18 protein-coding genes are annotated in these 16210 nt (G+C 60.1%); all 18 read right to left on the bottom strand.

What is annotated here, in order from left to right; genetic code table 11:
- Positions 1-89: 89 nt before the first annotated feature.
- Entirely contained in the window at positions 90-1325 is a 1236-nt protein-coding gene (locus I2D41_RS03915) for an LCP family protein (protein ID WP_195363612.1), read from the bottom strand.
- A gap of 12 nt (positions 1326-1337) precedes the next feature.
- Positions 1338-2621 (bottom strand): UDP-N-acetylglucosamine 1-carboxyvinyltransferase, encoded by a 1284-nt coding sequence (murA, locus tag I2D41_RS03920; RefSeq protein WP_195363613.1) that lies wholly within the window; start codon positions 2619-2621, stop codon positions 1338-1340.
- A gap of 88 nt (positions 2622-2709) precedes the next feature.
- On the bottom strand, positions 2710-3102 hold the full coding sequence (gene atpC / locus I2D41_RS03925; RefSeq protein WP_195363614.1) for an ATP synthase F1 subunit epsilon: 393 nt from the start codon (positions 3100-3102) through the stop codon (positions 2710-2712).
- Between the two features lie 3 nt (positions 3103-3105).
- Complete coding sequence (atpD, locus tag I2D41_RS03930; RefSeq protein WP_195363615.1) at positions 3106-4560, bottom strand: F0F1 ATP synthase subunit beta; 1455 nt, start codon at positions 4558-4560, stop codon at positions 3106-3108.
- The gene (gene atpG, locus I2D41_RS03935) at positions 4560-5468 is read right to left on the bottom strand and encodes an ATP synthase F1 subunit gamma (RefSeq protein WP_195363616.1); all 909 of its coding nucleotides are present in this window, start codon (positions 5466-5468) and stop codon (positions 4560-4562) included. The genes atpD and atpG overlap by 1 nt, the downstream gene beginning before the upstream one ends.
- A gap of 5 nt (positions 5469-5473) precedes the next feature.
- Positions 5474-7072 carry a F0F1 ATP synthase subunit alpha gene (gene atpA, locus I2D41_RS03940; protein WP_195363617.1) on the bottom strand — a complete coding sequence of 533 codons (1599 nt, stop codon included), beginning with the start codon at positions 7070-7072 and terminating at the stop codon, positions 5474-5476.
- On the bottom strand, positions 7072-7548 hold the full coding sequence (locus I2D41_RS03945) for a F0F1 ATP synthase subunit delta (RefSeq protein ID WP_006235713.1): 477 nt from the start codon (positions 7546-7548) through the stop codon (positions 7072-7074). Before I2D41_RS03945 ends, atpA begins: the two co-directional genes overlap by 1 nt.
- A complete protein-coding gene (gene atpF, locus I2D41_RS03950; RefSeq protein ID WP_118081621.1) occupies positions 7538-8140 on the bottom strand; it encodes a F0F1 ATP synthase subunit B in 603 nt (200 codons plus the stop codon). Before atpF ends, I2D41_RS03945 begins: the two co-directional genes overlap by 11 nt.
- A gap of 15 nt (positions 8141-8155) precedes the next feature.
- Complete coding sequence (locus I2D41_RS03955; RefSeq protein ID WP_022094262.1) at positions 8156-8350, bottom strand: ATP synthase subunit c family protein; 195 nt, start codon at positions 8348-8350, stop codon at positions 8156-8158.
- 125 nt (positions 8351-8475) lie between these two features.
- Positions 8476-9279, bottom strand: a complete 804-nt coding sequence (gene atpB / locus I2D41_RS03960; protein ID WP_195363618.1) for a F0F1 ATP synthase subunit A — start codon at positions 9277-9279, stop codon at positions 8476-8478.
- A gap of 3 nt (positions 9280-9282) precedes the next feature.
- Positions 9283-9594: a hypothetical protein gene (locus tag I2D41_RS03965; RefSeq protein WP_195363619.1), complete on the bottom strand. Its 312-nt coding sequence runs from the start codon at positions 9592-9594 to the stop codon at positions 9283-9285.
- 281 nt (positions 9595-9875) lie between these two features.
- Positions 9876-10523 carry a uracil phosphoribosyltransferase gene (gene upp / locus I2D41_RS03970; RefSeq protein ID WP_040359658.1) on the bottom strand — a complete coding sequence of 216 codons (648 nt, stop codon included), beginning with the start codon at positions 10521-10523 and terminating at the stop codon, positions 9876-9878.
- A 123-nt stretch (positions 10524-10646) separates the two neighbouring features.
- A complete protein-coding gene (glpK, locus tag I2D41_RS03975) occupies positions 10647-12188 on the bottom strand; it encodes a glycerol kinase GlpK (protein WP_195363620.1) in 1542 nt (513 codons plus the stop codon).
- A 13-nt stretch (positions 12189-12201) separates the two neighbouring features.
- Entirely contained in the window at positions 12202-12945 is a 744-nt protein-coding gene (locus I2D41_RS03980) for an L-threonylcarbamoyladenylate synthase (RefSeq protein WP_195363621.1), read from the bottom strand.
- Between the two features lie 147 nt (positions 12946-13092).
- Positions 13093-13395 carry a helix-turn-helix domain-containing protein gene (locus tag I2D41_RS03985; protein WP_195363622.1) on the bottom strand — a complete coding sequence of 101 codons (303 nt, stop codon included), beginning with the start codon at positions 13393-13395 and terminating at the stop codon, positions 13093-13095.
- Positions 13382-13756 (bottom strand): type II toxin-antitoxin system RelE/ParE family toxin, encoded by a 375-nt coding sequence (locus I2D41_RS03990; RefSeq protein ID WP_195363623.1) that lies wholly within the window; start codon positions 13754-13756, stop codon positions 13382-13384. Before I2D41_RS03990 ends, I2D41_RS03985 begins: the two co-directional genes overlap by 14 nt.
- Positions 13757-13865: 109 nt before the next feature.
- The gene (locus I2D41_RS03995) at positions 13866-14312 is read right to left on the bottom strand and encodes a type II toxin-antitoxin system HicB family antitoxin (RefSeq protein ID WP_117746946.1); all 447 of its coding nucleotides are present in this window, start codon (positions 14310-14312) and stop codon (positions 13866-13868) included.
- A gap of 80 nt (positions 14313-14392) precedes the next feature.
- On the bottom strand, positions 14393-15667 hold the full coding sequence (locus I2D41_RS04000) for a N5-glutamine methyltransferase family protein (protein WP_195363624.1): 1275 nt from the start codon (positions 15665-15667) through the stop codon (positions 14393-14395).
- Positions 15668-16210 lie beyond the last annotated feature (543 nt).

Here is a 16210-nt window from a genome sequence, read left to right on the forward strand (position 1 = left end):
GGTCGCGCCCTTGAAGTTGAACGTCAGATTGTCCAAATGCGGCCCGCGCAGCGTCAAGCGGTTACGCGGTTTGGTAAAACCGCGTAACTCTAGTAGTTGGCCTCGTAGCCGTTACCGTCGCCGGTGGGCTCTTCGTAGTAGTCCGAGTCGCTCGAATCGCCTGAGTCATCGGAATCGTCAGAGCTGACCGATGAAGTTGCGGTACCGTTTGCGTAGTCGTCAGACGTGTTGTTGTTCAGGTCGCCGATCGTAGAACTGGAACCGTCGGAAAGACCCATGGTGTTGGGACCCTTGGGATCCTTGCCGGCATCGACGCGCTCCATCATTTCCTTGAGCTCGTCCTCGTAGACAAAGACGTAGCTCACACCGTCGATCATGGTGCTGTCGTCGGCGTACGAGGGCAGGTTGGCCGAGTAGATACCGTCGACATCCATACCGCGCATGGCGTTGACCGTAGCCACGATATCCTGAACGCTCATATCGGTTACGAGCATATCGGACAGCGAATTAACCAGGCCAAAAATCTTCGTGGCATCGAAGTTATTGAGAATCTGGTTGGCAAGGGCGCCAAGCACCTGACGCTGGTGGCGCATGCGCGTGTAATCGCCGTCGGCATAGGTGTAGCGGCAGCGGGCATAGGTAAGGGCGGTGGCACCGTCCATATGCTGCTGGCCAGCGGTAATCTTAATATCCAGGTGCTCGGGGTCGTCAACATCATCGGTTGCGTTAATGTCGATACCGCCAACCGAATCAATCAGCGCCTGCATACCGTCGAAGCTGACCTCGGCATAGTGGGAAATCTGAACACCGCACAGCTCGTTGACCGCCTCGACCATGGCCTCGGCGCCGCCAACGGTATGGCAGGCGTTGATCTTCATGGTCTCGCCCTTGTACTCGACCTTGGTGTCGCGCGGAACGGAAATGAGCGTCGCCTGCTTTTGCGTGGGGTCGATGCGTGCCAGGATAATCGAGTCGGCACGATACGTATCCTCGCCCGGACGGCCGTCGGTGCCAAGAAGCAGCACGTAGAACGGATCCTTTGCCTCATCGGTGTCAACCAGAACCCGACGCAGATTATCGGTAATGACATTAGAATCGCCGAGCTTGCCCATAATGGTAGCAAACCACAGGCCGGCAGCGGTAGTGGCACTCAGCAGCACACCAAGCACGACAATGAGCGCGACGTGACGAATCGTGTGGCTACGACGACGTTGACGAGCGCGCTCGGAATAGCGAGCCACGTTATCGCGACTGTAGATCTTGGCCTGCGCACCAGTTGAGGGTCTTCGGGCGGTGGTATCCGCGAGGGGCTTTTTATTAAACATAGGCAACCTGTATTAGTAGATGACGGGATCGGGGACGGAAGCATGCTCGACATGCGCGCCGAGCGCCTGCAGCTTTTCGACAAACTGCTCGTAGCCGCGCTTGATGTGATGGATGGCCGAAACCTCGGTCGTCCCGTCGGCGATCAAGCCCGCTACGACGAGGGCCGCTCCGCCACGCAGATCGGGCGAGGTAACCTGTGCACCCGAGAAGCCCTTGACGCCATGAATCATGGCATGATGGCTCTCGATACGAATGTCGGCACCCATGCGCACCAGCTCAGAGGCAAACATAAAGCGATTCTCGAAGATGTTCTCGGTAATAACGGAACTGCCGTCGGCAAGGGCGGAGAGCACCATAATCTGCGCCTGCATGTCCGTCGGGAAGCCGGGGAACGGAAGCGTCTGGATGTCGACCGGCTTGATACGCTCGGCACGGTTTACATGGACGCCATCCTCGACGCGCTCGCAGTCGATACCCATGAGCTCCATCTTCTTGAGCACCATGCCCAAGTGAATGGGGCAAAAGCCCGTGACATCGACACCGCGATCGTCGGCCATCAACGCACCGGCAACGATAAAGGTACCGGCCTCGATGCGGTCGCCCACCACGCGATGGGTAACGGGATGCAGCTCTTCCACGCCCTCGATGGTCACGACGGGCGTACCCGCGCCGACAATCTTGGCGCCCATCTCGTTGAGCATGTTGGCGAGATCGACGATCTCGGGCTCGCGGGCGGCATTGTCGATAACCGTGGTGCCCTGCGCGCGCACGGATGCCATGATGAGGTTCTCGGTCGCACCGACGCTGGCGAACTCGAGCGTGACGGTGGTACCGCGCAGACCTTGGGGCGCATTAGCGTTGATGTAGCCGTGGGCGGTATCGAACTCAACGCCCAGGGCCTCAAGACCAAGAATGTGCATATCGATCTTGCGAGCACCCAGGTTGCAGCCGCCCGGCATGGCGATCTTGGCGCGATGGAAGCGACCCAGCAGGGGTCCCATCACGGCGGTGGAAGCACGCATCTTGGCAACGAGCTCGTAGGGGGCCTCCCAAGAATCGACCTGAGAGGTATCAATCTCGAGCGTGTGCTCGTCAAGGACATCGATTGTGGCGCCCATACCCTTGAGCACCTTGCCCATCACGTGGACATCGGAAATATCGGGCACGTTCTGCAGCGTCGTCTTGCCCGGCGCCAGAAGCGTTGCCGCCATAAGTTTGAGCGCGGAGTTCTTAGCACCCGAAACAGGCACGGAACCTCCGATGGCGTGGCCACCCTCAACGCGGATAATATCCAAGGTCTACCCTTTCAAAAAGCATGCCCGGGGTGGCTGGGCCATCCCGGGCATGATGTGTTCGCAAATGGTCGAACGCTAAAGCGTTTGACTATTGGGCAAGCTTGAGCTTACACCATGCGATTTCATTATAGAGGTAGGCGCGGCGTGCATCATCCTCCGACAAATTACCCAGCTTCTCTTCAAAACCTTGAATATCAGCTTTAACCTTGTCGGCATCGACGGTCGCCAAATCGCAAGCGCGCTCGGCGAGAACGGTCACGACATCGTCCGCAACCTGGGCATAGCCGCCGGCCACGGCAAACGTGTGGTCGACAGTGCCCATGGTCTTATCGGAAACGCGAACGTAACCGCGGTCGATCGTGCAGATTTCGCTGGAGTGAGCAGGCAGAACGCCAAACTCGCCATCCGTAGACGGAATCGACACAAACGCAGCGTCACCCTCATAGGCGAGGCTCACGGGGCACACGATGCGGATACGCATAACCTACTTCTCCCCCATCTTGCGGGCGCGCTCGCGCACGTCCTCAATCGTGGAAGCATAGCGGAAAGCCTGCTCGGGCAGGTCATCGGCCTTGCCGTCGACAATCTCGGCGAAGGAGCGGACGGTATCCTCGACACGGACGTAGACGCCGGGGTTGCCGGTGAACTTCTCGGCAACGTGGAAGGACTGCGAGAGGAACTGCTGGATCTTACGAGCACGGTTGACCGTAAGGCGCTGCTCCTCGGACAGCTCGTCCATACCCAGAATGGCGATGATGTCCTGAAGGTCGGAGTACTCCTGCAGGAGCTCCTGAACCTTGACGGCAACACGGTAGTGCTCCTCGCCGACGATCGAGGGATCGAGAGCGTCCGAAGAAGACGCGAGCGGGTCGATAGCCGGGAACAGGCCGAGCGACGAAATGCTACGCGAAAGAACCGTGGTGGCGTCGAGGTGCGTAAACGTCGTGGCAGGCGCCGGGTCGGTCAGGTCGTCTGCAGGGACATAGACAGCCTGGACGGAGGTAATGGAGCCCGTCTTGGTCGAGGTAATGCGCTCCTGGAGGTCACCCATCTCGGTAGCCAGCGTGGGCTGGTAACCGACGGCGGACGGCATACGGCCCAGCAGTGCGGAAACCTCGGAACCTGCCTGGGAGAAGCGGAAAATGTTGTCGATGAACAGCAGAACGTCCTGGCCGCGATCGCGGAAGTACTCAGCGGTGGTAAGGCCGGCCAGACCGATGCGCAGACGCGCTCCGGGCGGCTCGTTCATCTGACCATAGACCAAGCAGGTCTTGTCGATAACGCCAGACTCGCTCATCTCGAGATAAAGGTCGGTACCCTCACGGGTGCGCTCGCCGACACCGGTGAACACCGAGGTGCCGCCGTGCTCCTGGGCGAGGTTGTTGATGAGCTCCTGAATCAGAACGGTCTTGCCGACGCCGGCGCCGCCGAACAGACCCGTCTTGCCGCCACGGATGTAGGGCTCGAGCAGGTCGACGGCCTTGATGCCGGTCTCGAAGATCTCGGTCTTGGTGGTGAGCTCGTCGAAACGGGGCGCTGCATGGTGGATGGGGTAGAACTCCTCCACCTCGGGCATGGGCTTGCCATCGACGGGCTTGCCCATAACGTTCCAAATACGGCCGAGCGTCTTGGGGCCAACGGGCATCTTCATGGGCTCACCGGTATCGGTGGCGATGAGGCCGCGCTGCAGGCCGTCGGTCGAGGACATGGCGACCGTGCGGACGACGCTGCCCGGAAGCTGGCTCTCGACCTCTAGGATCGTGCTCAGATGACCGATCGGGGTCTCGGCCTCGACCGTGAGCGCGTTGTAGATCGGGGGCACCGCGCCGTCAAACTTGACGTCGACGACAGGGCCGATGATTCGCACGATGCGACCATCACCGGCAGTCGTCTTCTTGGTGGCTTCCTCGACCGCAAGCTTTACGGTGTTATTAGCCATTACTGTTCCTCCAATGCTGAGGCTCCGCCGACGATCTCGTTAATCTCGGTCGTGATCGAAGCCTGGCGCACGCGACTATACGTGCGGGTAAGGGTCGAGATGATCGCGGTGGCGTTTTCCGTCGCGGAGTGCATGGCCTTGCGGCGTGCACCCTGCTCAGCAGCCGCCGAATCGATCAGGGCCTGGTAGATGACCGTCAGGATATAAGACGGCACAAGCTTGCCGAGAACATGCTCGGGAGAGGGCACGAACTCGAACGTGGACGAGATGCGCTTAGGGGCGTCGGTCTCGTTCTTACGCGGACCGTGGGCCATAGCGATCATCTCGGGGTCGAGCGGCAACAGATGCTCGACGCGAAGCTCCTGATCCACGCGGTTCTTAGCGTGGTGGTAGACAAGCTCGACACGGTCAAGCTCACCGACACGATACGCATCGCAGATATGAGAGGAGATCATGCGGGCCTGATTGAAATCGGGCTCGGAGGAATTGCCCTCAAAGTGCATGACGACGTTTGCACGGTCGCGGAAATACGTGGCCGGCTTACGCCCGCACGCGATGATCTCGCACTCGATGCCGTCGTTCGCCCAAGAAGCGGCGAGCTTTTCGGCCGTGCGCTCCACCGTCGTATTGAAACCGCCGGCAAGGCCGCGGTCCGAGGCAATAACGACAATCAGGCCATGCTTGACGCTCTCATGCTTCTGCAGCATGGGATCGGTGCCCGAACAGGAGGCGTCGCCGGCGACCGTCAACATGACGTCGGTCAGCGCCTCCTTATAGGGCTCGGCCTGCTTGGAGCGATCGAGAGCACGACGGATCTTGGCCGTAGAGACCATCTCCATCGTGCGCGTGATCTGCTTGGTCGTGGTAACCGAGGAGATTCGCTTCTTAATGTCGCGAAGGTTGGCCATGGGGCTTAGTTCTCCTCTGATCCAGAAACATCCGAATGGTGCTTGGCCATGAACTGCTGCTTGAAGTCGCCGATGACGCGCAAGAGCTCAGCCTTGGTGTCATCATCGATCTTCTTGGCGCGAACCTTGTCAAGCAGCGAGCCAAAGCCATTGTCCATGTACTCGATGAGCTCGGCACGGAAAGGCAGCACGTCGGCGATCTCCAGGTCATCCAGGAAGCCCTCGTTGCCAGCGAACAGCGTAACGATCTGCTCGCCAACCTCAAACGGCTTGTAGCGCGGCTGCTTAAGGAGCTCGGTCATGCGAGCGCCGTGGGTAAGCTGCTTTTGCGTGGCCTCGTCGAGGTCGGAGCCGAACTGCGTAAAGCCCGCGAGCTCCTGGTACGAAGCAAGGTCCAGACGGAGGTTGCCGGCGACCTGCTTCATAGCCTTGGTCTGTGCGTCACCACCGACGCGGGACACGGAGATGCCCACGTCGACTGCCGGGCGCTGGCCCTGGAAGAAGAGCTCGGACTGCAGGTAGATCTGACCATCGGTAATGGAAATGACGTTGGTCGGAATGTAGGCCGAAACGTCGCCGTCCTGGGTCTCGATGATCGGCAGGGCCGTCATGGAGCCGTAACCGTTCTTCTTGGACATCTTGACGGCACGCTCGAGCAGACGAGAGTGCAGGTAGAAGATGTCGCCAGGATAGGCCTCGCGTCCGGGCGGACGATGCAGCGTCAGCGACATCTGACGGTAGGCCACAGCCTGCTTGGACAGGTCGTCGTAGATGACGAGCACGTGACCGCCGGGGTTGGTCTCGCTGGCGGGCTTGCCGTCCTCGCCGTTGTACATGAAGAACTCGCCGATAGCAGCACCGGCCATAGGCGCGATGTACTGCATAGGGGCGGAATCGGCAGCGGTGGCCGAAACGATGATGGTGTAGCCGAGCGCACCGTGCTGAGCGAGGGTCTCGCGGATGTTGGCAACCGTGGAGGCCTTCTGGCCGATGGCGACATAGATGCAGACCATGCCCTTACCGCGCTGGTTGAGGATGGCGTCGATCGCAATAGCGGTCTTGCCGGTCTTACGGTCGCCGATGATGAGCTCACGCTGACCACGGCCGATAGGCACCATGGAGTCGATGGCCAACAGGCCGGTCTGAACCGGCTCGCACACCGGGGTACGGTCGATGACGCCGGGGGCCTTAAACTCGATAGGACGACGGTGCGTGGCGACAATGTCACCCAAACCGTCGATAGGCTGGCCGAGCGGATTGACGACGCGGCCGAGCATGGCACGGCTCACGGGGATATCCATAATGCGGCCAGTGGTGCGGCACTCGTCGCCTTCCTTGATGGAGTCGACGGCACCAAACAGAACGGCGCCGACCTCGTCACGGTCAAGGTTCTGGGCAAGGCCGAAGACGGTCTCACCGGTATCGGAGCTCTTGAACTCCAGAAGCTCGCCTGCCATGGCGCTCTTGAGGCCGGAGACGCGCGCGATGCCGTCGCCTACCTCGTCGACCGTTGAAACCTCATGCGTATCGACCGTCGCGGAGAGGCTCGTGAGCTGCTCCTGCAGTTTCTTGGCGATATCCTGGGCATTGAGGGTTTCGGACATTAGGCTTCACCTCCGTACGAATTAGCAGAGTTTGCGAGGGTCTCCTGCGCGATGCGCAGCTGCGTCTTGACGGAAATGTCACGACGCTCGCCGCGGGCCTCGAGCACCAGGCCGCCCACGATAGACGGGTCGACCTGCTCGATAAGGAATACCTTGCGGCCGAAGTCCTGCTCGCATTTCTTAGTGATGGTTTGACGCAGCTCGTCGTCGAGCGGGATCGCCGTGGTGACGGTCACGCCCACTACATCCTCGTCTTCCTCGGCAACATACTTAAAGGCAGCTGCCACCTTGGGAAGAAGGTCGAGCTGGTCGCGCTTGGACATGGTGTCGAGCACGGCGATGATCTCGGGGCTGGCAGAAGCCAGGCGCTCAATCATCTCGAGGTCCTCGAACACATGGTTCTCGGCCTTAGCGGCTTCCAAAAGGGAGCGCGCGTATGTCTCGAGCACCTTGTCCTGATAGCGGCTAGTCGGCATTCAGGCTACCTGCTTCCTGGATGTAGCGCTCGATGAGCTTCTTCTGCCCGGCCTCGTCCTCGAGTGCCTCGCCCACGATCTTGGTGGCGACGGCAACGGACAGGTCGGCGATAGAGCTCGCGGCACCGGCGTAGATGGACTTGCGCTCGTCCTCGACGGTCGTATGGGCCTTGGCGATAATCTCCTCGGCCTCCTTGTGAGCAGCCTCGATGATACGGGCGCGCTCGGACTCGGCGTCCTTACGGGCCTCGAGAACGATGTCGGCAGCCTGACGACGGGCGTCGGTGACGATCGAGTCGGACTCAGCGCGCTTGGCGATAGCCTCCTGCTTGGTCTTCTCGGCCTCGTCGAGGCTCTCCTCGATCTTCTTGCCGCGCTCTTCCATGGTTTTCATGATGCCCGGCAGGGCGACCTTGGCCAGCACGATCCAGATGATCAGGAAGGCGATAAGCGCCGGGATGAACTCCGCCATCTTAGGGATGAGGATGTCCGCACCGGCAGCGCCGTCCTCGGCGAACGCGGAAACCGGCATGAGCAGCGCGGCCGCGGACGCGGAGAGTGCGATCGCGCTCTTCTGGGATGAAAGATTCATACTTGACGCTCCGTGCTATTTAACGATCAGCGCGACAACGAAGCCGATCAGAGCCAGAGCCTCGCCGAAGGCGGAGCCCATGATGAAGACGGTGAACACGCGGCCCTGGACCTCAGGCTGACGGGCCATAGCACCCGTAGCACCCAGAGCAGACAGGCCGATAGCAAGACCAGCGCCGATAACACCGAGACCGTAACCGATAACTCCCACGATTCCTCCTTTGTCGTGCGTGTCTTATTTCACGCAGGATAACCTTATTTATAACTGCCGGGCTCCATGGGTACGGGCACCAGCGGTTTAACGAATTGCCTTACCTTTAAGGCGCGAACGGAAGACTACTCCTCCTCCGCGACCTCCTCTGCCTCGGAGACATACACGGCGGTAAGGACCGTGAAGACGTAAGCCTGGATGGCGCCGACCACAAGCTCGATCGTATAAATCAGGATGAGGATGGCAAGCCAGGCCAGCGAAGGCAGGGCGCCGACGGCGTGGGCCGCGGAAACCTGCTGAAGCAGCGGCTGCATGAACATGCTCGCCATGATGGCGAACGAGCCCATGACCACGTGTCCTGCGAACATGTTGCAGAACAGACGGACGGCGAGCGTGATGAGGCGCAGGAAGGTCGAGAAAAGCTCGACGACCCACACAAGCACGTTCATCGGGAAGCTCACGCCCTGCGGGGCGAGGCTCTTGATGTAGCCGATCACGCCGTGAGCCTTGCATCCGTAGTAGATGAAATACACGAAGGCGAAGATGGCGAGCGCGGCGGTGGAGCCGATTGCGCCGGTGCCGGGCTTCATTCCCGGGATCAAGCCGATCATGTTATTGATCAGGATGAACAGGAAAAGCGAGCACAGGAACGGGAAGTGCTTCTTCCAGTTCTCACCCACGACGCCCTTGCCGATATCGTTCTCGACGTACTCGATGATGTACTCGAAACCGTTGACGAAGAAGCCCTTGGGAACCAGGGTCTGCTTCTTCTTGAACACGGCCAGGACGATCAGGAGCACGATCGTGGAGACGATCAGCCAAAACGAGTACTGCGTGATGCCGCAGCTCAGATCGCCCACGACAGGGGTGGAGCTGAACTCGCTGACCAGATGATTAATCTCATCAGGCAGCTTTTCAAAAATTTCCACGACTTACCTTTCGACCTCATGAGGATCTCGCAGCGCCTTGGCGACGCGAACCGTGCAGGCGGCCATAAAGGCCACGAAGCCGATCGCCTCGCCCAGGAGGAACATGCGAAATGCCTCTCCGAACAACACAAACACAACCAAGGTAAAGACGAGCAGGGCGATTGCCGAGACCGCCAGACTCACCATACCCTTGAGCATGTCCGCATTCTGCTTATCGTCAAGAACCGGCTTGAGCGTAAAGACAAAGGGAAGGAAGGCAATTGCGCCCGCGATGGCGCCTGCAACGATAGCGAGCAGATCGGCTACCTGAAACACTGGCGTCCTCACTTTCCTTTTTAACGCCTCACAGAACAGTTCCCGCCAAACATTGGTGACTATTGTACGAGCCAATCGCTAAAGTACAACCGAAAAAGCATCGGTTAATACGCACCTGTTCGTTTTCTTAAGACCTTCTTTATGCCGCAGGTACGGTAATACGTTTTTTCGCGAACCCCTCTGGGCTAAACGTCCGTTAACAGGAGTGCGCGCGGTCGCCTTTTGTTCGTCCGCGCGCACCGTTTCTTCGTATTTGCAGCCGCGGCCGTTTAGCCCAGCGACTAGAGCGTGCCGTAGATGCGGTCGCCGGCGTCGCCGAGGCCGGGAACGATGTAGGCAGCCTCGTTGAGATGGTCGTCGATGGCGCACGTATAAATATGTACGTCGGGGTCCTTTTCGGTCAGCGACTTGAGACCCTCGGGTGCGGCGACGATACACAGCATGCGGATGTCCTTGACACCGCGCTCGCGCAGGTAGCTGATGGCCATTTCGGCCGAACCGCCCGTGGCGAGCATGGGGTCGACAACCAGGCAGATGCGCTGGTCGATATCCTTGGGCATCTTGCAGTAATACTCATGCGGCTCGTGGGTAACCTCGTCGCGCTCCATACCGATGTGGCCCACGCGGGCAGAGGGTACCAAGTCGAGGATACCGTCGACCATGCCAAGGCCTGCACGCAGGATGGGAACGATGGCGAGCTTCTTGCCGGCGAGCTGCTTAAACGTGGCGGTGGTGATGGGGGTCTCGACCTCGACGTCTTCCATGGGCAGGTCGCGCATGGCCTCGTAGCCGTCAAAGAGCGCAAGCTCGCGCACGAGCTGGCGGAACTGGTTGGTGCCGGTGTTTTTGTCGCGCAGGATCGACAGCTTGTGCTGGACGAGCGGGTGATCGACAAGCGTCACACGGGACGCATCGTAGGTGACGGTCATGGATTGATTGCCCCTTTCGTTGCGGCCGCAAAACGGCCTTGCTGACAAGGTGTGCAGCAATGTTGCCGCCGCACGCCATACATTAGTTTAGCGGTTTGTTGTATCGAGCAGCCCATCGCAGCCCTACTGTGAGGTGCTGAGCGAGCGCCTGACTGCATCACGCCAGCCCGCAAGGTTTTGCTCGCGGCGCTCGGCGGACATGTGGGGAAGGAAGGTCCTAACGATCTGGGCATTTTGCTCCAGCTCTTCCAGGTCTTCCCAATAGCCGACGGCAAGACCCGCCAAGTACGCGGCACCGATTGCCGTGGTCTCCACCGTCTCGCATTGCAGCACGGGGATATCCAGCAGGTCGGCCTGGAATTGCATGATGAACTCGTTGCGCGAGGCACCGCCATCGACAGACAGGCGTTCAATCGAAAGCCCCACGTCCTGCTCCATGGCGCGCAGCACGTCGTAGCTCTGATATGCCATGGATTCGCAGGCGGCACGTACGATGGTCGCACGGCTCGAGGCGCCGGTCAGACCGCACACGATACCGCGAGCATGCGGGTCCCACCAGGGAGCACCCAAACCCGCAAAGGCCGGAACGAAGTAGCAGCCCTCGTTGTCGCTAATCGAAGCGGCGAGTTGTGCCGACTCGCTCACGCTCGAGATGATGCCCATGTTGTTGCGAAGCCAGTTCATCGTTGAGCCGGCGGCAAAAATGGAGCCCTCGAGCGCATAGCTAACCTTGCCGTCCGCAGCGATACCGATGGTGGAGACCAGACCGTTCTTGGATTCGACAATCTCGTCGCCGGTGTTCATGAGCATAAAGCAGCCCGTACCATAGGTGTTCTTGGTCTGGCCGGGATGGAAGCAGCAGTGGCCGAACAGCGACGCCTGCTGATCGCCCGCCACGCCCATGATGGGTGGCATGTTGGTCATGATGTCGCTCGCAACGCGGCCGTAGTCGCCCGAGCTCCAACGAACCTCGGGCATCATGGAACGCGGGACGTCGAAAAGCGCCAGCAGATCGTCGTCCCAATCGAGCGTATGGATATTAAAGAGCGCGGTGCGGCTGGCATTGGTGTAGTCGGTGGCAAAGACCTGACCGCCGGTGAGGTTGTAGATGAGCCAGGTGTCGATGGTGCCGAACATGAGGTCGCCCGCCGCCGCGCTCTCACGCGCACCATCGACGTTGTCGAGGATCCACTGCACCTTGGAGGCCGAGAAATACGGATCGAGCGTGAGTCCCGTGCGGGAGCGCACCAGTTCTTCTGCGCCCTGCTCGACCAGCTCGTCGATCAGAGGTGCGGTGCGACGGCATTGCCACACGATGGCGTTATAGATGGGTTGGCCGCTTATGCGGTCCCACACCACCGTGGTCTCGCGCTGGTTGGAGATACCGATGGCGGCGATGCGGTCAGAATGGATGCCGCTCTTAAACTGGACCTCCATCATCACGCCGATCTGGCTGGCAAGCACCTCCGTGGGATCCTGCTCCACCCAGCCGGGGCGCGGGAAGCTGGTTTTGACGCTACGGCGCGCCTGGGCGACGATGCAGCCGTACTCGTCGACGATGGTCGCGAGTACCGAGGTGGTGCCGCAGTCGAGCGCCATGATGTAGGAACCGCCAAAGCTAAACGAGGCGTCTTCCATACCCAGGCTACCTAGATTCAACGACATCGCTTACACCTTTCTATTGCATCGGGTCGGACAGGACCCGTTCGATCTCTGATGCGGGAAGCGCGCCTTGGCGCAGGATCCGGAGCTCGCCGTGCTGAAACGACGCGATGGTTGAGGCGTCGCGACACGGGGTCTCACCGGCGTCGACAGCCACATCAACCCCCTCCAGGATGCGCTCCTCCACCGTGGCAAAGCTTGCCGGCGCGGGCGCGCCGTGCGTGTTGGCGCTGGTGCAGGCAAGTGGGCTGCCGCAGGCGCGGATGAGCGCTTGCACCACGGGCGAGGCCGAAGCGCGAAGTGCCACCGTGTCGTCGGCGGCGCGCATAAAGGTCGGCACGCAGGGGGCCGCCTTGACCACGATAGTCAGGGCGCCCGGCCAGCATCGTCGGGCGAGCACGCGGGCCTCGTTAGGGATATCCACGCCATAGCGATCGAGTGCCTCGGCATCATCGACCAGCCAGGCAACCGTTTGGGTGAGCTCGCGCTGCTTGAGGGTAAAGATACGACGATAGCCGGTACCGAGCGCGGGGACCGCGGCGCCGTTGACGGTGGCCTGCGGATCGCGCGGCCACGATGGGAATTCGCTTGTATCTTGAGGTACGGCGTCCGAAAAGGCGTTAACTGCCACAGCGACACCATAGACGGTCTCGGTCGGGATCAGGGCCAGACCGCCACAGCCGAGCACCTCGGCCGTACGCTCGACGGCAAGCCGATGCGGCTCGCGCGTTCCCTCGTATACCCGATAGACCGTCTGCATGTGTATGCCAGCCCCTTACGCTCTGGTGAAAGTTTGTTTACTGAGGGGCATTCTCGCACGAAACATTCAGCCTATTTGCCCAGAGCGCATGTTGGTTTGGTGAGCGGCTCTAGTAGTCGGTGAAAGTGAGGGGGTTATTGCAGATTTTTAGCGAGCAAGCGTAACGGTACGATCGGGAAACTCAATGCTTGCGACAAGCTTTCCGCCGAGACTTCCTGCGTACCTGCTCAGCGTGTCGAGCCTCATTGATCCCAGCTCCCCGCGCTCGAGCTCCGATATGCGTTTTTGAGAAACACCCATCGACTGGGCCACCGAGGCCTGCGTCAGATCCTTTAGTTTGCGAATTTGAGCGAGCTTATAGGCTTCGATACGTTCACGAGTTTTCTCCTGCTCGGCGGCAATAGATTCACGCGCTATCCCGCGTGATTCCATATACTCATGCAGCTCCATCTTGATCGAGCCTCCTTACATGGCGACGGTATATTTGTTCCGCCCTGGGAATGCTGATCGCATACCAGCCGTTCCACTTTGCCTTCGACGACTCCGCCTGCGACTTATCTCCCGCCAACAGCAACACTGCCTGACGTTTGGGGTCAAAGGCAAAAAGGATACGAATCACCGACGGTCCGCACGACGTCACCCTTAGTTCCTTTAAATGATGCAATTTCGAGCCCTTCACGCGGTCAACCAGCGGACGACCAAGGCTAGGACCTTCTTTCTCAAGTACCAAAAGGTCTGCGTAAATCTGTCGCAACGTAGACTCATCCTGCTCATCGAGCACAATGCGGTATCGATGCGGCTGATTTGACATACCTTTCTCCTTCTATAGTAGAAGTTTTACGGTATATTGCAAGAGCGGAAATAGGCTCGAAGGGTCTTTTTTGCAGAAGTGAAGCCCGAGATCAGTAGGCAACGAGGGGTTATTGGACTGCGACGAACTTCTTTGGCCTGCCGGCATGGCGTTCCTGAGCGGCGTAACGCTCGATGCTGTCGATCGTAATCATCCGACGGCCGTCGACAAGCTCAACATCGAGTTTGCCGGCTTTGACCAGCGCAGTGATTCGCGGTGCGGAAACCCTGAGGTCCGCCGCCGCGTCCTTAAACGTTCGACACGCCGCTTCCCGAGCGTCCTCGTGGTCGATTTCGACTGAAAGGGCCACGACCTCGGCCGAACGCTCGTACCCAGCCGGAGCCCGACCATTGTTAAGATCGTCGGCCAAAAACGCCATCAGCGCCTCGATGGCATGAGCTATTGCTTCTTCGCGTGTATCGCCATCGGCAAAGGCCCCGGGGACCTGCGGGAAGCTGGCACAGTAACCGTCGTCTTCTTTTATGAGAACGCAGTCATAGGTAAATCGTTGTTTCATTATGACCCCCTCGGCTACCAGCTACCAACCGAGATAATTATAAATTGCTTTATAATTAGAAATGAATCAGTTAATAAATATTACTGACGCTGTTTGGGCTCCGTGACGACGGCTCGGACGATGCGGGGACGATCGGTGAGGTCGCGGACGATGCGCACATCCGACAGGCCCGCTTGGCGGCAGAGCTCGGCGGCGGCGTCGAGAGCGCCCTCGTAGAGCTCGCAGGCAAAGAGGCCACCGGCGCGCAACATGTAGGGCGCCGCGTTGAGCAAGCGGCGGAAGATGTCGAGGCCGTCGGCACCGCCTTCGAGCGCCAGGTCGGGCTCAAAATCCTTGACCTCGTGCGGCAGCGAGCGCATGACGTCGGTGGGAATGTACGGAGGGTTGGAGACGAGGACGTCGAAGGTGCCCCACTCTTCGCGGGGAATCGAGCTTACCAGGTTGGTGAGGCTGAATGCGACCTCGTCTGCCGTGAGACCTAGGGCGTCGCGGTTTTTGGTTGCCAGGTCGATGGCGCACGGCTCGATATCGGTAGCGGTGCAGGTGACGTGGCCGCGGCGCTCCCAGGCAAGCGAGAGCGAGATACAGCCCGTGCCGCAGCCGACCTCGAGGACGCGGGCGACGCGGGGCTCGGCGGGAGCGGGCTCGGTGGCCTCGGCGGCGTTCTGCGCGGAGGTCGTCTCCTGGTCGTCGCCTTCGATGGCAATGCCGTATTCGTCGAGCTCGGGCTCGGGGGCTTCCATGGCCTCGGCTTCTGCTGCTTCGCTTTCTGCTGCCCGCGCGGCGGCTTCCTCGGCCTCGCGATCGGCCAGCTCCTCGGCATAGGCGCGGCTGCCAAGTACGTCGCTGCCCAGCGCCGCCTCGTCGGCAGCCGTGAGGTTGGCGGCACGGCGCTCGGCAGTCGCGCGTTCATCGGCCAGTGCTGCCTCGGCCTTGCGGGCCTGCTCGACTTCATCGTTCCAGGGCAACTCCACGCGCTGACGGGCGGCGGCCTCGGGGCTCAGCACCTCGGCATCCAGATAGTTCAGAACTTCCTCGACGAGCATCTCGGTCTCGGGGCGCGGGATGAGCACGCCGGGGGCGCACGCTACGTCGATCATGCGGAACTGCGTGCTACCCGTGATGTACTGCAGCGGTTCGCCCTTGGCGCGGCGGACGACAGCCGCATGCATGGTCTCGAGCTGGGCCGCGTCGAGCGTCTCGTCCATGCGCATATACAAGTCGATGCGCGCCAGGCCCGTAGCCGCGCACAGCAGCCACTCGGCAGAAAGACGGGGATGCTCCTCGCCGCGCTCGGCCAGGTACTCCTTGGTCCACTCGAGACAACGCTTGATGGTCCAGATCTCGTTTGCCATGGGGTCCTCCCCTCTTGAGCGCCGGGCGGCGCGTGAATGTCGGAGCAGATTGTACGCGAGGGCGCCGCTTGGCAAGAGACGATTGGAAGCGATTATCGAGAATCAGCCCAGATTTTTGCTCGCGGCGCAATCGAAGTGCTCATTTGTCGACGTCTAGATTTGCATCCGTCAAGCTTTTGGCAAGGTGGCCCCAAAACTGACCAATATCCAACCAAACACTTGCCAAATCACTTGACGCACGACGCGTCAAAAAATGGCTCGCGACTTCTTGGACGATTTTTTGAGCATTATTTTGGTAATCGACCGACGCTTTAAGCAGGTAAATGGCCCATAGACTACCAAGTCAACCTAAATAAACCCACATAGCAATTTACCAAAATGATCCGTTTTCCTCCGTCCCCTACGGATCAGAATGACTACCACTAACTGCCGCATCCGGAGCAAGACAACGCCGTAGGTAGAGGACGGACAGCGAGCGCCGCCCAGAACGAACAAGTTGGCATGAAAAAGGCAAGGCATAGACCTTCTGGTCATGCCTTGCCT

Origin of the sequence: Collinsella aerofaciens (assembly GCF_015552075.1) — a bacterium.
Lineage (GTDB): Bacteria > Actinomycetota > Coriobacteriia > Coriobacteriales > Coriobacteriaceae > Collinsella > Collinsella aerofaciens_Y.